18 protein-coding genes are annotated in these 18,931 nt (G+C 71.6%); all 18 read left to right on the top strand.

The features are described 5' to 3' along the window. The 18 genes from carA to EEJ31_RS03805 all read left to right on the top strand — a co-directional run bounded on the left by carA (position 1) and on the right by EEJ31_RS03805 (position 18,931). On the top strand, positions 1-1,182 hold the full coding sequence (gene carA, locus EEJ31_RS03890) for a glutamine-hydrolyzing carbamoyl-phosphate synthase small subunit (RefSeq protein ID WP_233563712.1): 1,182 nt from the start codon (positions 1-3) through the stop codon (positions 1,180-1,182). Beyond that, positions 1,182-4,466: a carbamoyl-phosphate synthase large subunit gene (gene carB / locus EEJ31_RS03885; protein WP_123044983.1), complete on the top strand. Its 3,285-nt coding sequence runs from the start codon at positions 1,182-1,184 to the stop codon at positions 4,464-4,466. The genes carA and carB overlap by 1 nt, the downstream gene beginning before the upstream one ends. Beyond that, the gene (gene pyrF, locus EEJ31_RS03880; RefSeq protein ID WP_123044982.1) at positions 4,463-5,323 is read left to right on the top strand and encodes an orotidine-5'-phosphate decarboxylase; all 861 of its coding nucleotides are present in this window, start codon (positions 4,463-4,465) and stop codon (positions 5,321-5,323) included. The genes carB and pyrF overlap by 4 nt, the downstream gene beginning before the upstream one ends. Further along, positions 5,313-6,248: a guanylate kinase gene (gene gmk / locus EEJ31_RS03875; RefSeq protein ID WP_123044981.1), complete on the top strand. Its 936-nt coding sequence runs from the start codon at positions 5,313-5,315 to the stop codon at positions 6,246-6,248. Before pyrF ends, gmk begins: the two co-directional genes overlap by 11 nt. 48 nt (positions 6,249-6,296) lie before the next feature. After that, a complete protein-coding gene (rpoZ, locus tag EEJ31_RS03870; RefSeq protein WP_123044980.1) occupies positions 6,297-6,554 on the top strand; it encodes a DNA-directed RNA polymerase subunit omega in 258 nt (85 codons plus the stop codon). Between the two features lie 23 nt (positions 6,555-6,577). Continuing rightward, positions 6,578-7,837 carry a bifunctional phosphopantothenoylcysteine decarboxylase/phosphopantothenate--cysteine ligase CoaBC gene (coaBC, locus tag EEJ31_RS03865; protein ID WP_123044979.1) on the top strand — a complete coding sequence of 420 codons (1,260 nt, stop codon included), beginning with the start codon at positions 6,578-6,580 and terminating at the stop codon, positions 7,835-7,837. A 13-nt stretch (positions 7,838-7,850) separates the two neighbouring features. Continuing rightward, a complete protein-coding gene (gene metK / locus EEJ31_RS03860) occupies positions 7,851-9,044 on the top strand; it encodes a methionine adenosyltransferase (RefSeq protein ID WP_123044978.1) in 1,194 nt (397 codons plus the stop codon). A 2-nt stretch (positions 9,045-9,046) separates the two neighbouring features. After that, complete coding sequence (locus EEJ31_RS03855; RefSeq protein WP_123044977.1) at positions 9,047-11,077, top strand: primosomal protein N' family DNA-binding protein; 2,031 nt, start codon at positions 9,047-9,049, stop codon at positions 11,075-11,077. Further along, entirely contained in the window at positions 11,078-11,989 is a 912-nt protein-coding gene (gene fmt, locus EEJ31_RS03850) for a methionyl-tRNA formyltransferase (protein ID WP_123044976.1), read from the top strand. Next, complete coding sequence (locus EEJ31_RS03845) at positions 11,986-13,404, top strand: RsmB/NOP family class I SAM-dependent RNA methyltransferase (protein ID WP_123044975.1); 1,419 nt, start codon at positions 11,986-11,988, stop codon at positions 13,402-13,404. Before fmt ends, EEJ31_RS03845 begins: the two co-directional genes overlap by 4 nt. 106 nt (positions 13,405-13,510) lie before the next feature. Continuing rightward, a complete protein-coding gene (gene rpe / locus EEJ31_RS03840; RefSeq protein ID WP_123044974.1) occupies positions 13,511-14,179 on the top strand; it encodes a ribulose-phosphate 3-epimerase in 669 nt (222 codons plus the stop codon). Between the two features lie 12 nt (positions 14,180-14,191). Then, on the top strand, positions 14,192-14,455 hold the full coding sequence (locus tag EEJ31_RS03835; RefSeq protein WP_123044973.1) for a phosphoribosyl-ATP diphosphatase: 264 nt from the start codon (positions 14,192-14,194) through the stop codon (positions 14,453-14,455). A gap of 49 nt (positions 14,456-14,504) precedes the next feature. Continuing rightward, positions 14,505-15,344, top strand: coding sequence for an ATP phosphoribosyltransferase (gene hisG, locus EEJ31_RS03830; RefSeq protein ID WP_123044972.1), 840 nt, complete (start codon positions 14,505-14,507; stop codon positions 15,342-15,344). Positions 15,345-15,357: 13 nt separating this feature from the next. Beyond that, positions 15,358-16,122: an imidazole glycerol phosphate synthase subunit HisF gene (gene hisF, locus EEJ31_RS03825; RefSeq protein WP_123044971.1), complete on the top strand. Its 765-nt coding sequence runs from the start codon at positions 15,358-15,360 to the stop codon at positions 16,120-16,122. Further along, positions 16,119-16,484, top strand: a complete 366-nt coding sequence (gene hisI / locus EEJ31_RS03820) for a phosphoribosyl-AMP cyclohydrolase (protein WP_123044970.1) — start codon at positions 16,119-16,121, stop codon at positions 16,482-16,484. The genes hisF and hisI overlap by 4 nt, the downstream gene beginning before the upstream one ends. Next, complete coding sequence (locus EEJ31_RS03815; protein WP_123044969.1) at positions 16,481-18,013, top strand: anthranilate synthase component I; 1,533 nt, start codon at positions 16,481-16,483, stop codon at positions 18,011-18,013. Before hisI ends, EEJ31_RS03815 begins: the two co-directional genes overlap by 4 nt. Further along, the gene (locus tag EEJ31_RS03810; protein WP_123044968.1) at positions 18,013-18,648 is read left to right on the top strand and encodes a Trp biosynthesis-associated membrane protein; all 636 of its coding nucleotides are present in this window, start codon (positions 18,013-18,015) and stop codon (positions 18,646-18,648) included. The genes EEJ31_RS03815 and EEJ31_RS03810 overlap by 1 nt, the downstream gene beginning before the upstream one ends. A gap of 58 nt (positions 18,649-18,706) precedes the next feature. Then, the gene (locus EEJ31_RS03805) at positions 18,707-18,931 is read left to right on the top strand and encodes a DUF6704 family protein (RefSeq protein WP_123044967.1); all 225 of its coding nucleotides are present in this window, start codon (positions 18,707-18,709) and stop codon (positions 18,929-18,931) included.

The following is an 18,931-nucleotide window of genomic DNA, read 5'->3' as shown; positions in this document are numbered from 1 at the left end:
GTGAGCGAGCCAGCTGAGAACACACCCCTGGAGGCCGGACCCGCCGTCCTCGTCCTCGAGGACGGGCGCCGATTCACGGGCCGCGCATACGGCGCCACCGGCCAGACCCTCGGCGAGGTCGTCTTCGCCACCGGCATGACCGGCTACCAGGAGACCCTCACCGACCCGTCGTACGCCGGGCAGATCGTGCTGATGACCTCGCCGCACATCGGCATCACGGGCGTCAACGACACCGACATGGAGTCCCGGCGCATCTGGGTGGCCGGCTTCATTGTGCGCGAGCCCTCCCGCACCGTGTCCAACTTCCGCTCCGAGCGGAGCCTCGACGACGACCTCGAGGCCGGCGGTGTCGTCGGCATCAGCGGCATCGACACACGCGCCGTCACCCGGCACATCCGCTCGGCCGGCGCCATGCGCGCCGGCGTCTTCTCCGGGGACCGGTTCGCCCTCTCCGACGGCGAGCAGCTGGAGCTGGTGCAGGCCGGCCCGCAGATGCGCGGCCGCAACCTCTCCGACGACGTCTCGACCGTCGAGCCCTTCTCCATCCCCGCCCAGGGCGAACGGATCGGCTCGGTCGCGGTCCTCGACCTCGGGGTCAAGAAGTCCACCCTCGACTACCTGTCGGAGCGCGGCTTCGAGGTGTTCGTGCTGCCGCAGAACGTCACCGCCGAGCACGTGCTGTCGCTGAAGCCCGACGCCCTGTTCTTCTCCAACGGCCCGGGCGACCCCGCCGCCTCCGGCGCCCACGTGACCCTGCTGCAGGAGGCGCTGCGGGCGGGCCTGCCGTACTTCGGCATCTGCTTCGGCAACCAGCTTCTCGGCCGGGCGCTCGGCTTCTCGACCTACAAGCTGCCGTTCGGGCACCGCGGCATCAACCAGCCGGTGCTCGACAAGAGCACCGGTCGGGTGGAGATCACCTCACAGAACCACGGCTTCGCCGTGGACATGCCCATCGAGGGCGTCAGCGAGTCGCGCACCGGCTTCGGGCGGGTGGAAGTGAGCCACTACAGCCTGAACGACAACGTGGTGGAAGGCATCCGCTGCCTCGACATCCCCGCGTTCAGCGTGCAGTACCACCCGGAATCGGCGGCCGGCCCGCACGACGCCAACCACCTTTTCGACCAGTTCAGGGATGTGGTGGTCGCCCGCAAGGCGGCCGCCGGAGCAGGAGACGCGAAGTAATGCCCAAGCGCGACGACATCAACAGCGTGCTCGTGATCGGCTCCGGCCCGATCGTCATCGGCCAGGCGGCCGAGTTCGACTACTCCGGCACCCAGGCCTGCCGCGTGCTCCGCGCGGAGGGCGTGCGCGTCATCCTGGTCAACTCGAACCCGGCCACGATCATGACCGACCCGGACTTCGCCGACGCGACCTACATCGAGCCGATCACCCCCGAGATCATCGAGTCGATCATCATCAAGGAGAAGCCCGACGCGATCCTGCCGACCCTCGGTGGTCAGACGGCGCTGAACGCGGCGACGCAGCTGCACGACCTGGGCATCCTCGAGAAGTACGGCGTCGAGCTCATCGGCGCCAAGTTCGAGGCCATCCACAAGGGCGAGGACCGGCAGATCTTCAAGGACCTCGTGATCGAGGCCGGCGCCGACGTGGCCCGCTCCCACATCGCGAAGACCGTCGAGGAGGCCGTCGGCTTCGCCGAGGACCTCGGCTACCCACTGGTCGTGCGCCCCTCGTTCACCATGGGCGGCCTCGGGTCCGGCTTCGCCTACAGCGAGGAGGAGCTCCGCCGCATCGTCGGCGACGGGCTGCACCAGAGCCCCACCACCGAGGTGTTGCTGGAAGAGTCGATCCTCGGCTGGAAGGAGTACGAGCTCGAACTCATGCGCGACACGGCCGACAACACGGTCGTCGTCTGCTCCATCGAGAACGTCGACCCGGTCGGCGTGCACACCGGCGACTCGATCACCGTCGCCCCCGCCCTGACCCTCACCGACCGCGAATACCAGAAGCTCCGCGACATCGGCATCGACATCATCCGCGCCGTCGGCGTCGACACCGGCGGCTGCAACATCCAGTTCGCCGTCGACCCGGCCACCGGGCGCATCATCGTCATCGAGATGAACCCGCGCGTGTCCCGCTCCTCCGCCCTGGCCAGCAAGGCCACCGGCTTCCCGATCGCGAAGATCGCCGCCAAGCTCGCGCTCGGCTACCGCCTCGATGAGATCCCGAACGACATCACCAAGGTCACCCCGGCCAGCTTCGAGCCGACCCTTGACTACGTCGTGGTGAAGGTGCCGCGGTTCGCGTTCGAGAAGTTCCCCGCCGCCGACCAGCGCCTCACCACCACCATGAAATCGGTGGGGGAGGCGATGGCCATCGGTCGCAGCTACACCTCCGCACTGCAGAAGGCGTTGCGCTCCCTCGAGAAGCGCGGCTCGTCGTTCCACTGGGGCGAGGAGACCCGCAGCGCCTCGCAGCTCCTCACCGAGGCCGAAGTGCCCACCGACGGCCGCATCGTGACCGTGCAGCAGGCGCTCCGGAAGGGCGCCACCGCGGCGCAGGTGTTCGAGGCCACCAAGATCGACCCCTGGTTCATCGACCAGATCGTGCTGATCAACGACGTCGCCGACCGGGTCGCCGCGGCCGCCACGCTCGACACCGCCACCCTGCGCCTGGCCAAGGACCACGGGTTCTCCGACGCACAGATCGGCGAACTGCGCGGCTTCGGCGAGGAGGACGCCCGCAAGATCCGGCACATCCTCGACGTGCGCCCGGTGTACAAGACCGTCGACACGTGTGCGGGCGAGTTCCCGGCGCTCACGCCGTACCACTACTCCAGCTACGACGAGGAGACCGAGGTCGCCCCGAGCGACCGCCGCAAGGTCGTCATCCTCGGCTCCGGCCCGAACCGCATCGGCCAGGGCATCGAGTTCGACTACTCCTGCGTACACGCGTCCTTCGCGCTTTCCGACGCCGGGTACGAGACCATCATGATCAACTGCAACCCGGAGACGGTCTCGACCGACTACGACACCTCCGACCGGCTGTACTTCGAGCCGCTCACCCTCGAGGACGTCCTCGAGGTCATCCACGCCGAGAGCCAGAGCGGCGAACTCGTGGGCGTCGTCGTGCAACTCGGCGGGCAGACGGCCCTGGGACTGGCCAAGGGCCTGCAGGCGGCCGGGATCCCCATCCTCGGCACGAGCCCCGAGGCGATCGACCTCGCCGAGGAACGCGGGCTGTTCGCGGGCATCCTCGAGCAGGCCGGCCTGCTGGCGCCGCGCAACGGCACCGCCACCGACTTCCCCGGCGCGGTCGCCGTCGCTGAGGAGATCGGTTACCCGGTGCTCGTGCGCCCGAGCTACGTGCTCGGCGGCCGCGGCATGGAGATCATCTACGACTCCGCGTCGCTCGCTGACTACTTCGGCCGCATGGCCGGCCAGGGCATCATCGGCCCGGCGCATCCGCTGCTCGTCGACCGGTTCCTGGACGACGCCATCGAGATCGACGTCGACGCGCTCTACGACGGCCACGAGCTCTACATCGGCGGCGTGATGGAGCACATCGAGGAGGCCGGCATCCACTCCGGCGACTCCAGCTGCACCCTCCCGCCCGTCACCCTCGGCCGCGCCCAGATCGACCGGGTGCGCGAGGCCACCCTCGGCATCGCCCAGGGCATCGGCGTGAAAGGGCTGCTGAACGTGCAGTTCGCCATCGGCGCCGGCGTGCTCTACGTGCTCGAGGCGAACCCGCGCGCCTCCCGCACGGTGCCGTTCGTCGGCAAGGCCCTCGGCATCCCGCTGGCCAAGGCCGCGTCGCTCATCATGGTCGGCACCAGCATCGAGCAGCTGAAAGCGGATGGGCTGCTCCCGGAACAGGACGGCTCACGCGTTCCCATGGACGCCCCCATCGCCGTGAAGGAGGCCGTGCTGCCGTTCAAGCGGTTCCGCACCCCCGGCGGCGACATCGTCGACTCCGTGCTCGGCCCGGAGATGCGCTCCACCGGCGAGGTGATGGGCGTCGACCGCGACTTCCCGCGCGCGTTCGCCAAGAGCCAGCTGGCCGCATACGGGGGCATGCCGCTGGAGGGAACCGTGTTCGTGTCGGTCTCCGACCGCGACAAGCGCTCCATCATCCTGCCGGTGCTGCGCCTGCAGCAGCTCGGCTACCAGGTCATGGCCACCGAGGGCACCGCCGAGGTGCTGCGGCGGAACGGCATCCACGCCAGCGTGGTCGGCAAGTACAGCGAGAAGACCGGCGGCGACCAGGACTCGATCGTGGAGCTGATCAAAGCGCAAAAGGTCGACATCGTGATCAACACGCCCGGCGGCCGCGCCACCCGCGCCGACGGGTACGAGATCCGCGCCGCCGCCGTCGCCGGGGACCTGCCGCTGTTCACCACGATCGCCGAACTCTCCGCCGCGGTCGCGTCGATCGACGCGATCCGGTCGGGCTTCGAGGTCACCTCGCTCCAGGAGTACGCGGCCGCCCGGGCGGCACGGTGAGCTTCGGGGCGCGCCTCGAGCAGGCGTTCGCCGAGCGGGGACCGCTGTGCGTGGGCATCGACCCGCACGCGTGGCTCCTGGGGGAGTGGAACCTGCCCGACTCCGCCGCCGGCGCCGAGCGCTTCGGACGGCTCGTCGTGGAGGCCACGGCCGGCCGGGCGGGCATCGTCAAGCCGCAGGTGGCGTTCTTCGAGCGCTTCGGCGCGGCCGGCTACACGGCCCTCGAGCGCGTGCTCGCCGACGCCCGGCAAGCCGGCCTCCTCGTCATCGCCGACGCCAAGCGCGGCGATGTCGGCACGAGCGCCGACGGGTACGGGCAGGCCTGGCTCGCCCCCGGCTCGCCCCTCGAAGCGGATGCCGTCACCGCCAGCCCGTACCTCGGCGTCGGGTCGCTCGGCCCGGTGCTCCGTCTCGCCGAGGAGTCCGGCAAGGGCGTCTTCGTGCTCGCCGCCACCTCCAACCCGGAGGCGGCGCTCCTCCAGCGCGCGCTGCTGCAGGACGGCCCGGCGGCCGGGAAGACCGTCGCGCGGGCCGTGCTCGACGAGGTCGCCGAGCACAACGCACGGGCCGGCGGGGCCGGGTTCGGGTCCGTCGGGGTGGTCCTCGGCGCCACCGTGGACCTCGCCGCATACGGCATCGACGTGCACGCCGCACCGGCGCATCCGCTGGCCCCGGTGCTCGCCCCGGGCTTCGGCTACCAGGGTGCAGACGTGGAGAATCTGCGCAGCATCTACGGCAGCCTCGCACCAGCGGTTATTGTGAGTGAGTCGCGCAGTGTGCTCTCGGCCGGGCCGGAACGGCTCGCCGACGCCATCGCGAACCGAGCCACGCAAGCAGGAGCCGCCCGTGTCCACTAATCGCCCCACCCCGCCCGACGTCGACCGGGTCGCCGCGTCCCGCGCGGCCGTCGCCGCCCGCCGAGCCCGCGCGGCCGTCAAAGCACAGGTCGCCGCGGGGGAGCGCACGGCGCTCGAAGTGCTCTCCGCCGCCATCGCCGACCCCAACGGCGTCGAGGGCAAACTCCGGGTCACCGAACTGCTCCTCAGCATCCCGGCGATCGGGGTCACCAAGATGGATCGGCTCATGGACCAGCTGGGCATCTCGCGCGCCAAGCGCCTGGGCGGCCTCGGCACGCACCAGCGCGACCGGCTGCGGGACTTCCTCTCCACCAAGCCCACCACCAGGCGCGGCTCCACCCGCTCCACGCTCGTCGTGCTCGCCGGGCCGACCGCCGTCGGCAAGGGCACCGTCGCCACCTACATCCGCGAGAACTTCCCCGAGGTGAGCCTGTCCGTGTCGGCCACGACCAGGGCCCCGCGTCCCGGCGAGGTCGAGGGTGTCAGCTACTTCTTCGTCGACGACGCCGAGTTCGACCGCATGGTCGAGCAGGGCGAGATGCTCGAGTGGGCGACCGTGCACAACGCCTACCGCTACGGCACACCCCGCAAGCCCGTCGACGACGCGATCGCCTCCGGCACGAGCGTTCTGCTGGAGATCGACCTGCAGGGCGCCCGGGCCGTGCGCCGGGCGATGCCCGAGGCGACGCTCGTGTTCCTGGCCCCGCCGAGCTGGGACGAACTCGTGCGCCGGCTGGTCGGCCGCGGCACCGAAGACGCCGCCGAACGGGCCCGCCGGCTGGAGACGGCGAAGCTCGAACTCGCCGCGCAGGGGGAGTTCGATTACCAGGTCGTCAACACCGACGTGGCCGAGGCCGCCCAGGAAGTCGTAGACTTGATACAGATTCGCAAGGCATTGTCGCGCCCTCCGGCCGGAATGCCTTGATTTTGTGCGTCCCCGACGCACCGTTCATGCACTGAAGGAGTGTCACCCATGGCCACCAAGTCCACCGGAATCATCGACCCGCCCATCGACGACCTGCTCTCGAAGGTCGACTCCAAGTACGCGCTCGTGATCTTCGCCTCCAAGCGCGCCCGCCAGATCAACGACTACTACGCCGACCTGCACGAAGGCAGCCTGTTCGACAACGTCGGCCCGCTGGTCGACTCCACCATCGACGACAAGCCGCTGTCGGTCGCCCTCCGCGAGATCAACGAAGACAAGATCGTCGCCCGCCCGATCGCCCAGTAACGCCAGGCCCCGAGCGCGCACGAATGCCCACTGGTCGCAGGATCATCGTCGGAATCACCGGCGGCATCGCTGCGTACAAGGCGGTGGGCGTCGTGCGCGCTCTTGTTCTGCAGGGCCACGACGTGCAGGTCGTCGCGACGGATGCCGCGCTCCGGTTCGTCGGCCGGCCCACCCTCGAGGCCATCTCGAGGAATCCGGTGCACACCGACCTCTACGAGGGTGTCGCCGAGGTGCGCCACGTGGCCCTCGGCCAGACGACCGACCTGATCGTCATCGCCCCCGCCACAGCGAACACCCTGGCGAAGATGGCGGCCGGCCTCGCCGACGACCTCCTCGGCAACACGATCCTCGCCAGTTCAGCGCCCATCGTGGTCGCTCCGGCCATGCACACCGAGATGTGGAGCAACCCGGCGACCGCGGCGAACGTCGCCATCCTCCGCTCCCGGGGCGTGATCGTCGTCGGGCCGGCCACCGGCCGGCTCACCGGCGCCGACAGCGGCCCCGGGCGAATGGAGGAACCTGACGCCATCGTGGCCGCCGCGCTGGCCGCGCTGGACGCGGCATCCGCCGGCACGTCGTCGAACCAGGACCTCGCCGGACGCCGCATCGCGATCAGTGCCGGGGGAACCCGGGAGCCGCTCGACCCGGTGCGCTTCCTCGGCAACCGCTCCAGTGGCCGGCAAGGCGTGGCCCTCGCGGCCGCCGCCGCCGCCCGCGGCGCCCAGGTGACCCTCGTGGCCGCGCACCTCGAGGTGCCCGCGCCGTCCGGCGTGACCGTGCGCCCCGTCTCCACGACGGCCGAGCTGCAGGAGGCCATGCAGGCCGCTGCGAAGGACGCCGACACCGTCATCATGGCGGCCGCCGTCGCCGACTACCGGCCCGCCACCGTGGAACCCGGGAAGATCAAGAAAGACCAGGCCGGCGACCGGCTCGCCCTCGAGCTCGTGCGGAACCCCGACATCCTTGCCGGGCTCGCCGCCGCCCGCACCCCCGGGCAGCTGGTGGTGGGCTTCGCCGCCGAGACCGAGACCGACCGCGGCGCGCTCCTGGAGCTCGGACGCACCAAGCTTGCGCGCAAGGGCTGCGACTACCTCGTGGTGAACCGGGTGGGCTGGCACGAGGGATTCGCGGCCGACGACAACGCCGTCATCGTGCTGGACGCCGCCGGAGCTATAGTGGGCGAGGCCACCGGGGGCAAGGTGTCGGTGGCACATGCCATCCTCGACGTGGTCAGCAATCCGCCAGCGACGGGCACCTCGCCCACGACTGGTCTTCCACAATGACAGAGACGGCCCTATGAGCGCACTTCGCCTGTTCACCTCCGAGTCGGTGACCGAGGGGCACCCCGACAAGATCTGCGACCAGATCTCCGACAGCATCCTCGACGCCCTGCTCACCGAAGACCCGCACAGCCGCGTCGCGGTCGAGACCATGGTCACCACCGGGCTCGTGCATGTGGCCGGCGAGGTGACCACGGCCGGGTACGTCGAGATCCCCTCGATCGTGCGGCGCACGATCACCGAGATCGGCTACGACTCGTCAGACGTGTGGTTCGACGGCCGGTCCTGCGGCGTCGAGATCTCCATCGGCGGCCAGTCGCCCGACATCGCCCAGGGCGTCGACAATGCCTTCGAGTCCCGTGAGCAGCAGAGCGTCGACGACTTCGACCGGCAGGGCGCCGGCGACCAGGGCATCATGTTCGGCTACGCCACGCGCGAGACGCCGACCCTCATGCCCATCCCGATCTGGATCGCGCACCGCCTCGCCGAGCGCCTCGCCGCCGTTCGGAAGTCCGGGGAACTCACCTGGCTCCGCCCCGACGGCAAGACGCAGGTCACGGTCGGGTACGACGGCATCACCCCGCGCACCGTCGAGACGGTCGTCGTCTCCACGCAGCACTCGCCGTCGGTGTCCACGCACCACCTGCGGCAGGAGATCGAGGAGCTCGTGATCCGGCCGGTGCTCGCCGGCGTCGACCTCGACTCCTCGGCCGCGCAGACCCTGATCAACCCCACCGGGCGGTTCGAGATCGGGGGCCCGCAGGGCGATGCCGGCCTCACCGGCCGCAAGATCATCATCGACACCTACGGCGGCTCCAGCCGTCACGGCGGGGGCGCCTTCAGCGGCAAGGACCCGTCGAAGGTCGACCGCTCGGCCGCCTACGCCATGCGGTGGGTGGCCAAGAACGCCGTCGCCGCCGGCCTGGCCGAACGACTCGAGGTGCAGGTCGCCTACGCGATCGGCAAGGCGGCGCCCGTGGGCCTGTACGTCGAGACCTTCGGCACCGGCGCCCTGCCCGACACCGCGATCACCGCGGCCATCCAGGAGGTCTTCGACCTGCGGCCGGCCGCGATCATCCGCTCGCTCGACCTGTTGCGGCCCATCTACGCCCAGACCGCCACGTACGGTCATTTCGGGCGGGAACTGCCCGACTTCACCTGGGAGAAGCTCGACCGGGTCGAGGAGCTCCGAAGCGCAGCCGGGCTCTGACGATGACGCACACCGGCCTCGTGGCGCGGGTGCTGATCGACTCGCCGCTTCCGCAGCTCGACCATCTCTTCGATTACGCCGTCCCTGACGAGCTCGCCGCCGTGGCGCTGCCCGGTGTGCGCGTCAAGGTGCCGTTCGGGTCGTCGGGCCGGGTCATGAGCGGGTACCTCATCGACCTCGTGCCGCCCGACGCGACCGGCAGCGACGGCGAGGCGCTTTTCCACGGCGCGCTCAGCCCGCTGGAGAGCGTCGTGTCGCCGGCGCGAGTGCTCACGGGCGAGGTGTGGACGCTCGCCCGCGCACTCGCCGACAGGGCGGCCGGGAACGCGAGCGACATCATCCGCCTCGCCGTGCCGCCACGACGCGTGCGGGTGGAGAAGGCGTGGCTGGCGCAGGCAGCGGATGCCGCGGACGCCGCCGGGACAGCGGCTCCGACCTGCGATTCGGCGCCGGCCGTCACGGTGCCGGCCGTCACGGTGCCGGCGTTCGCCGACTACCCGCCCGGCGCCGTGGCGGCGCTCGTCGCGGATGGCCGCCGTGCGGCGGTCGCCGCCGTGCCCGAGCCCGTGCAGCTGCCGGGCGGCGAGACGGTGGGGCAGTGGGCGCTGACCCTCGCCGAACTCGGCGTGGCCGCCCTGGCCGCGGGCCGAAGCGCGATCCTCGCGGTGCCCGACTACCGCGACCAGGATCAGCTGCAGGCGGCCCTGGAGCAGCTCGCGCCGGCCGGTTCGGTGCGCCGCGTCGACGCCCGCCAGTCCGACCCCGACCGGTACCGCGACTTCCTGGCCTGCCTCGACCCGGTGCCGCGCATCATCATCGGCAACCGGTCGGCCGTGTACGCGCCGGCCCACGAGCTCGGCCTCATCGCCCTGTGGGACGACGGCGACCCGTTGTATGCGGAGCCGCTCAGCCCCTACGTGCACGCGCGCGACGCCGCCCTGGTGCGGCAGCAGCAGAGCGGGTGCGCGCTGGTGTTCCTCGGGCACGCACGCAGCGTCGAGGTGGAGCGGCTCGTGGAGATCGGCTGGTTCGACGCGGTCGCACCCGCCCGGTCCCGGCATCCCCGGGTCATCCCCACCGAACTGCAGGCCGGCGCCGACGCGCGCGGGGCCCGCATCCCCTCCGCCGCCTGGGGCGCCGCCCGCGACGCGCTGCAGCACGGCCCCGTGCTCGTGCAGGTCGCGAGTCCCGGCTACGCGCCCGTGCTCGCCTGCACCACCTGCCGCCACTCGGCGCGCTGCACCCGCTGCCAGGGACCGCTCGGCCTCGCGTCGGCCGGCGCCACCCCCGCCTGCCGCTGGTGCGGCGCCCTCGCCGCGGGCTGGCACTGCCCGCTCTGCGAGGGCACGACCTACCGCTTGGTGACCGTCGGCAGCGGCCGCACGGCCGAAGAACTCGGGCGCGCCTTCCCGGGCGTGCGCGTCATCGTCGCCGACGGCGATCACATCGTCCAGCACGTTGGCGCCTCCCCGGCGCTCGTCATCGCCACCCGCGGGGCCGAACCCCTCGCGCCCGGCGGGTACCGCGCGGTGCTGCTGCTCGACGGGGAACGGCTGCTGGCCCGCGAGTCGCTGCGGGTGGGGGAGGACTGCCTGCGCTGGTGGTCGAACGCGGCGGCGCTGGCCGCGCCCGGCGCATCCGTCATGCTCATCGGGGTCGGCGGCCTGCTCGCGCGCTCACTCAGCCTCTGGCAACCGGAACGGTATTCGGCCAGTGAGCTGGCCGACCGGCGGAGCCTCCGCTTCCCGCCCGCCGTGCGCGCGGCATCTGTCACGGGAACCGCGCCCGCCGTCGAGACGGCCCTCGCCGGGCTGGCCGGGATCGCGGGTGTCGACGTGCTGGGGCCGGTTGGGGCCGACCGCGAGACGGTGCGGGCCATCGTTCGGCTGCCCTACAGCGCCGGCGACGAGGTCGCCATCGCCCTGAAGGCCGCTATCGTGCGCGCCGCCACCGGCAGGCGACCGGCCAAGGGCGGCGGCTACCGACCGCCGCCTACACTCAAAGTACGATTCGACGACCCGGAGCTGCTGTAAATGAAACTCGTCTTCGCGGGCACCCCGCAGGCCGCGGTCCCCTCGCTTGCCGCCTTGGCCGGGTCGGACCACGACGTCACCCTGGTTCTCACCCGGGAGGATGCGCCCCTCGGCCGGAAGCGCGTGCTCACGCCGTCGCCGGTGGCGGCGACGGCCGACGCGCTCGGCCTGCCGGTGCTGAAAACCAACCGGCTGGGCGACGAGGCGACGGATGCCGTGACCGGCGCCGACCTGGGCGTCATCGTCGCGTACGGCGGCCTGGTGCGGGAGCCGCTGCTCTCCGCGCCGCGGCTCGGCTGGATCAACCTGCACTTCTCGCTCCTGCCGCGCTGGCGGGGCGCCGCCCCCGTGCAGCGGGCGCTCATCGCGGGCGACGACGTCACCGGCGCAGCCGTGTTCCAGCTTGTGCCGGAGCTGGACGCCGGGCCGGTCTTCGGCCGGGTCACGCACCCGGTGGGGGCCGCCGACACGTCCGGCGACCTTCTGGACGTCCTGAGCCTCCGCGGCGCCGACCTGCTCCTGCAGGTCGTGGCGGAGCTCGCCGCCGGCACCGTGCGGGCCGTTCCGCAGACCGGCGAGGTCACCCTCGCCCCCAAGCTCACCCTCGATGACGCCCGCATCGACTGGAGCGCCGCGGCCGACGCCATCGGAAACCGCATCCGCGGCGTCACCCCGGAACCGGGCGCGTTCACGACCATCGGCGACGCCCGGCTGAAGATCGCCGAGGCGGCGCCGGCAGCGGATGCCGCATCCCAGCCGCCAGGACACATCCGGCTCGTCGACGGCCGCGTCCTCGTCGGCACCGGCACGCATCCGCTGGAACTGCGCCGGGTGCAACCCGCCGGAAAGAAACCCATGCCCGCAACGGACTGGTGGCGCGGCGTCGCCGCCGCAGAACTGGTGGCCTCATGAGCGACGCACGACGGGGAAACCAGGGGCGCCGCGGACCGAGTGCCGGAGTCGTCCAGCCCGCCCGCCAGGTGGCGTACGACGTCATCGCCGCCGTACGGGAGTCTGACGCGTACGCGAACCTGCTGCTGCCCACGCGGATCAAGCGGGCCGCGCTGAACGGGGCAGACGCGGCCCTGGCCACCGAGCTCACCTACGGCACCCTGCGCATGCAGGGCTACTACGACCGGGTCATCGCCCTCGCCGCGGGCCGCCCCGTGAGCGCGATCGATCCTGCCGTGCTGGACGTGCTGTGCCTCGGCACCCACCAGCTGCTCTCCATGCGGGTGGCCAGCCACGCCGCCGTCAACGAGTCCGTTGCACTCACCCGGCTGGTCGCCTCCCGGTCGGCCACGACCTTCACCAACGGCGTGCTGCGCACCATCGCCCGCACCAGCCCCGAGGAATGGCGGGAGCGGGTGCTCGCCGACGCGCGGAACGCCGACGACCGGCTGTCAGCGGAGTACTCGCATCCGGTGTGGGTGGTGCGCGCGTTCCGGCAGGCACTGCGCGCCGAGGGACGGGAGGACGAGCTCGTGGCGCTCCTCGCCGCCGACAACGACGCCCCGCGGGTGAACCTTGTGGCGCTGCCGGGACTCGCGACCGACGAGGAGGCCGCCGCCGCCGGCGTGCCCGACGCGTACGCGCCGACCGGGCTGCGGCTCGCCGGCGGCGACCCGGTCGATGTCGTCACCCAAAGCGGCGGCCGCATCCGCGTGCAGGACGAAGGCTCGCAGATCGCGGCGCTCGCGCTCAGCCGCGCCCGCCCGGTGCGGCCGGGGGAGCGCTGGCTCGACCTCTGCGCCGGTCCCGGCGGCAAGGCCGCCCTGCTTGCCGCGGAGGCCATCGCCGGGGGAGCCGAGCTCGTGGCCAACGAGGTCGTGCCCGCCCGCGCGGAGCTCGTGCGCACCGCCCTGGCCGCCGTCCCCGCCGACGTGCCCGTGTGGGAGACCGACGGCACGCGCATCGCCGACACGCACCCGAAGACGTTCGACCGCATCCTGCTCGACGCACCCTGCACCGGCCTCGGGGCGCTTCGCCGCCGGCCGGAGGCGCGCTGGCGCAAGGAGCCCGCCGACGTGGCCGCCCTGTCCGGGCTGCAGACGGCGCTCCTCGACGCCGCGCTCGGTGCCCTGAAGCCCGGCGGCGTGCTCGCCTACGTGACCTGCTCGCCGCACCTCGGCGAGACGCGCGGCATCGTCGCGGCGGCGCTGAAGACCTGGGGCGACCGCATCGAGGAGTGCGACACGGCCGCCGTCGTGCAGGGCTTCGCCCGCTCCGAGCTCGACCTCGCCGGCGCCGGAACCCAGGTGCAGCTCTGGCCGCACCGGCAGGGCACCGACGCCATGTTCATCACGCTGCTGACCCGCATCCGCTGACGACCTTCGTGCGTTGCGCGGGTTGAACGCCGCTGCGCGCGTTGAAGTCAACCCGCGCAACGGCGTTCAACCCGCGCGCCTCGGAATCGCTCGATAGGGTGAAACCATGCCGACCAGGATCAACCCCAGCATCCTCGCCGCCGATTTCGCCAACTTCGAGAGCGAACTCGGCCGCATCCGCAGCGCCGACCTCGTGCACGTCGACATCATGGACAACCACTTCGTGCCGAACCTCACGTTCGGCCTGGCCATGGTCGAACGGCTGCAGCAGGTCTCGCCGCTCCCACTCGACGTGCACCTCATGATCGATGACCCGGACCGCTGGGCGCCGGGCTACGCCGAGGCCGGCGCCTTCTCGGTCACCTTCCACGCCGAGGCCGCAACGGATGCCGTCGGCCTGGCCCGCAGGCTGCGCGCCATCGGCGCCCGGGCCGGCATCGCCCTGAAACCGGGCACACCGGTGGAGCCCTACCTCGACCTCCTGCCCGAATTCGACCAGGTGCTGATCATGACGGTGGAACCCGGCTTCGGCGGCCAGAGCTTCATCGACGCCACCATGCCGAAGCTCGAGGCCGTCGCCGGCGCCGTCCGCGCCACCGGCCTCGACGTGTGGCTGCAGGTGGACGGCGGCATCAACGAGGAGACCATCGTCACGGCCGCCGACGCGGGAGCCGACACCTTCGTCGCCGGCTCCAGCGTCTTCAACTCGAGCGATCCGGCCGCGCAGATCGCCGCCCTCCGCGCCGCCGCGAACGCGCACGCCCACGCGCACTAGTAACCTGTCACTGTGAAAACTTTCGACGAACTCTTCGCCGAACTCAGCGAGAAGGCCACCACCCGGCCCGAGGGTTCCGGCACCGTGCGCGAGCTCGACGCCGGCGTGCACGCCATCGGCAAGAAGATCGTCGAAGAGGCCGCCGAGGTGTGGATGGCCGCCGAATACCAGAGCGACGCGGAGACCGCGGAGGAGATCTCCCAGCTGCTGTACCACCTGCAGGTGCTCATGCTGGCCAAGGGGCTGAGCCCGGCCGACGTCTACCGACATCTGTGACGCGCGCGTTCAGATGACCTCGTCGACCCCTTCCCCAGAAAGCACCCCCATGCTCCGAATCGCCGTGCCCAACAAGGGCATGCTGTCCGAAACCGCCGCCCAGATGCTGTTCGAGGCGGGCTACACCGGCCGGCGCGACCCGCGCGACCTCGTTGTGGCCGACCCCCGCAACGGCGTCGAGTTCTTCTACCTGCGACCCCGCGACATCGCCACCTACGTCGGCAGCGGCGCCCTCGACGTGGGAATCACCGGCCGTGACCTGCTGCTTGACTCGAATTCCAGCGCCACCGAGATCGCGAGCCTCGACTTCGGCGACTCCACCTTCCGGTTCGCCGGCCCTCCCGGACGATTCCAGACACTGGCCGACCTCGCCGGCGCGCGCGTCGCCACCAGTTTCCCGGGCCTGGTCGCCTCCTTCCTCGCCACGCACGGCGTCACCGTCGACATCGTCACGCTCGACGGCGCGGTCGAGTCCGCGGTGCAGCTGGGCGTGGCGGATGCCGTCGCGGACGTCGTCTCCACCGGCTCCACCCTCCGCAAGGCCGGCCTGGAGATCTTCGGCCCGGTGATCCTGGAGTCCACGGCGGTGCTCATCCGCGGCGGCGAGGAGAAGCCGGGCGTCGCCACCCTGCTCCGCCGCCTGCAGGGCGTGCTCGTCGCCCGGCAATACGTGCTCATGGACTACGACGTTCCCGTCGCGCTCCTGGATGACGCCTGCTCCCTGGCCCCCGGCATCGAATCGCCGACCGTCTCCTCGCTGCACGACCCGGAATGGGTCGCCGTGCGGGTGATGATCCCGCGTGCGGACATGAACAACGTCATGGACGAGCTGTACCGCCTCGGCGCCCGCGCCATCCTCGTCAGCCCCATCCACAACGCCCGGCTCTGACGGGAGGCACACCATGAGTCTGTCCGTACGCGTGATCCCCTGCCTCGACGTGGCGGACGGCCGTGTCGTCAAGGGCGTCAACTTCATGAACCTCCGCGACGCCGGCGACCCGGTGGAGCTGGCCCGCCGGTACTACGAGCAGGGCGCCGACGAGCTGACGTTCCTCGACGTCACCGCCACCGTCGACAACCGAGCCACCATGTACGACGTCGTGAGCGCCACCGCCGAGCAGGTCTTCATCCCGCTCACCGTCGGCGGAGGCATCCGCAGCGTCGAGGACGTCTCCCGGCTGCAGGCCTCGGGCGCCGACAAGATCGGCATCAACAGCGCCGCGATCCGCCGACCGCCGCTCATCGCCGAGATCGCCGACCGGTTCGGCGCCCAGGTGGTCGTGCTCTCCCTCGACGTGAAGCGCTCCAGCCGCACCGACTCCGGCTTCGTGGTCACCACCCACGGCGGCCGCACCGAGACCGACCTCGACGCGCTGGCCTGGGCGTGCCGGGCCGTCGAACTCGGCGCCGGCGAGCTCCTGGTCAACTCCATCGACGCCGACGGCACCAAGCAGGGCTTCGACACGGAGCTCATCGCGCTCATGCGCCGCGAGACGACGGTTCCCGTCATCGCCTCCGGCGGGGCGGGGCAGGCCTCGCACTTTCCACCGGCGATCACCGCCGGCGCCGACGCGGTGCTCGCGGCATCCGTCTTCCACCACGGGGAACTCACGATCGGCGACGTCAAACGCGAATTGGCGGATGCCGGAATGCTGGTGCGCGCATGACGACCGATGCCGTTCTGGGCCAGGCCGCCTTCAACGCCGACGGGCTCCTTCCCGCGATCATCCAGCAGTGGGACACCCGCGAGGTGCTCATGCTCGGCTGGATGGACAAGGAGGCGCTCCGACGCACCCTGACCGAAGGCCGCGTGACCTTCTGGTCGCGCAGCCGGCAGGAGTACTGGCGGAAGGGCGACACATCGGGCCACGCCCAGTACGTGCGCGGCGCGGCACTGGACTGCGACGCGGACACGTTGCTCGTGCAGGTCGACCAGGTGGGCGCCGCCTGCCACACCGGCACCCACACCTGCTTCGACGGACGCGAGGTCGAGGTCGTCACCGGTCACCGGCCGGGGGAGGAATCATGAGCATGGGCACCGCCGGATCGACAACCCGCGAGCAGTTCGACGCGCTCCGGCCCGGCCACCGGGTGATCCCCGTCATCCGCGAGCTCTTCGCCGACGGGGAGACGCCGGTCGGCATCTACCGCAAGCTCGCCGGCGAGACGCCCGGCAGCTTCCTCCTCGAGTCCGCCGAGCAGGGCGGCATCTGGTCGCGGTACTCCTTCGTCGGGGTGTCCTCGTTCGGCGTGCTCACCCAGGACGGCGACGAATCGCGCTGGGTCGACTACGGGGTCACCGAGGAGCGTGCTCTCGGCGAGGCGGCCGGCCTCGCGCCGCTGCAGGCCCTCGCCCAGCTGCACGCCCGCTGGCAGACGCCCCGCCTGCCGGAACATCCGCCGCTGACCGGCGGCCTGGTCGGGTTCATCGGCTGGGAGGCCATCCGCCAGATCGAGCGCCTCCCGCACCAGCCGCCCGCCGACTACGACATGCCCGGGCAGGCATTCACCTTCGTCGCCGACCTGGTGGTCATCGACCACCGGCACGGCACCGTGCAGCTCATCGCCAACGTCCTCGCCGACGGCGACGAGACCGCGGATGCCCTGTGGGCGGCCGCGCAGGAACGCCTCGACTCGCTGCAGCACCGGCTGGCCCAGCCCGCCGAGGCATGGCTGGCCAACGTCGATCTCAGCACCCCGGCGGCGCCCGTGCACCGCACCGACCGCGACGACTTCCTCGCCGCTGTCGGCACCGCCAAGGAGCGCATCGTCGACGGCGACGTGTTCCAGGTCGTCATCTCGCAGCGCTTCGACCAGGAGTGCACCGCCCACCCCATCGACGTCTACCGGGTGCTCCGCAGCCTGAACCCCAGCCCGTACATGTACCTGCTGCGCCTCGAATCGACGACCCAGGATCCGTACTGGATCGTCGGCTCATCACCCGAGGCGCTGGTGAAGGTGCAGAACGGGCGCGTGTTCACACATCCGATCGCCGGGTCGAAACCGCGTGGCGCCACGCCGGAGGCAGACGTCGACCTCGCCGAGGAACTCGCGAACGACGAGAAGGAACGCGCCGAGCACCTGATGCTCGTCGACCTGGCCCGCAACGACCTGCTGAAGGTCTGCACCGCCGGCACGGTGGAAGTGACCGAGTTCATGCGCATCGAACGGTTCAGCCACATCATGCACCTCGTGTCCTCGGTCGAGGGCGACCTCGCGCCCGGCCAAAGCGCCATCGACGCCTTCCGGGCCACGTTCCCGGCGGGCACGCTCTCCGGGGCGCCCAAGCCCCGGGCGCTGGAGATCATCGACGAGCTCGAGCCAGCACAGCGCGGGGTGTACGGGGGAGTGGTGGGCTACTTCGGCTTCGCCGGGGACGCCGACCTCGCCATCGCCATCCGCACCGCCACCATCACCGGCGGCATCGCACGCGTGCAGGCCGGCGGCGGCCTCGTCGCCGACTCCGTGCCCGAGTCCGAGTACCAGGAGTCGCAGAACAAGGCAGCAGCGCCGCTTCGCGCCGTCGCCGTCGCGAACGCCATGCACCGGGTCTCCTGATGACCGGCAGGCGCGTCAAGCTGCTCCTCATCCTCGCGGTGCTCGCCGGCAGCGGCCTGGCCCTGCTCGCCTGGACGCAGACCTGGGTGGAGGTGGACGTCACCGAGGCTGCCGCGGCATCCCACCTCAGCGTCACCGGGTCCACCGCCGCGCCCGCAGTGACGGCCCTCGCGCTGGCCGGCCTCGCCCTCGCCGGCGCGCTCACCATCGCCGGCCCCGTGATCCGGGGGGTGCTCGGAGTCCTCGCCGTGCTCCTCGGCGTCTCGGTCTTCATCGCCGCCCTCGCTCCCATCACCGACCCGGCGGCCGCCAGCGCCCCGGCGGTCACCGCGGTGACCGGCGTCGCCGGGCAGGACGCCGTGCGGACCGATATCGCCGGCGCCGCCATCACCTTCTGGCCGTGGATCGCCGTCGCCGGCGCCGTGCTCCTTGCCGCAGCGGGCGTCGGGGTCCTCCTCACCGCCCGGCGCTGGCCCGGCCCGACCCGCCGGTACCAGACCCGATTCGCCCCGGCGGAGGGCACGGCGCCTGCCGCGGGCACCGCCCGTTCGGAGCCGACCGACGCGGCCGCAGACGCGCCGGATGCGGTCGGCGACTGGGACCAGCTGAGCCGCGGCGACGACCCCACCGCCTGAACGAGGCCCTGCCCCCGGCCCGCTAGACTGGGGGGCAGCCTGACGCAGAAGGAGAACCATGAGCAACGAGATCGCTGACCCCGGCCACGGCAATTCGCCCGCAGCGTGGACCGCTGTCATCATCATGCTCGTCGCCTTCCTCATCGGCACCGTGGCCTTCTTCTTCGCGATCGAGTGGCTCGTCTGGGCCTCCGTCGGGCTTCTCGTCATCGGCCTTATCGTGGGCTGGGTCATGAAGCGGATGGGCTACGGCGTCGACGCGGTCAACGGCCAGGGCCACTGA

The sequence above is a fragment of the Cryobacterium tepidiphilum genome (assembly GCF_003716325.1).
Taxonomy (GTDB): Bacteria; Actinomycetota; Actinomycetes; order Actinomycetales; family Microbacteriaceae; genus Cryobacterium; species Cryobacterium tepidiphilum.
The sequence above is the reverse complement of the archived record's forward strand: the minus strand, read 5'-3'. Positions and strand labels throughout refer to the sequence as shown.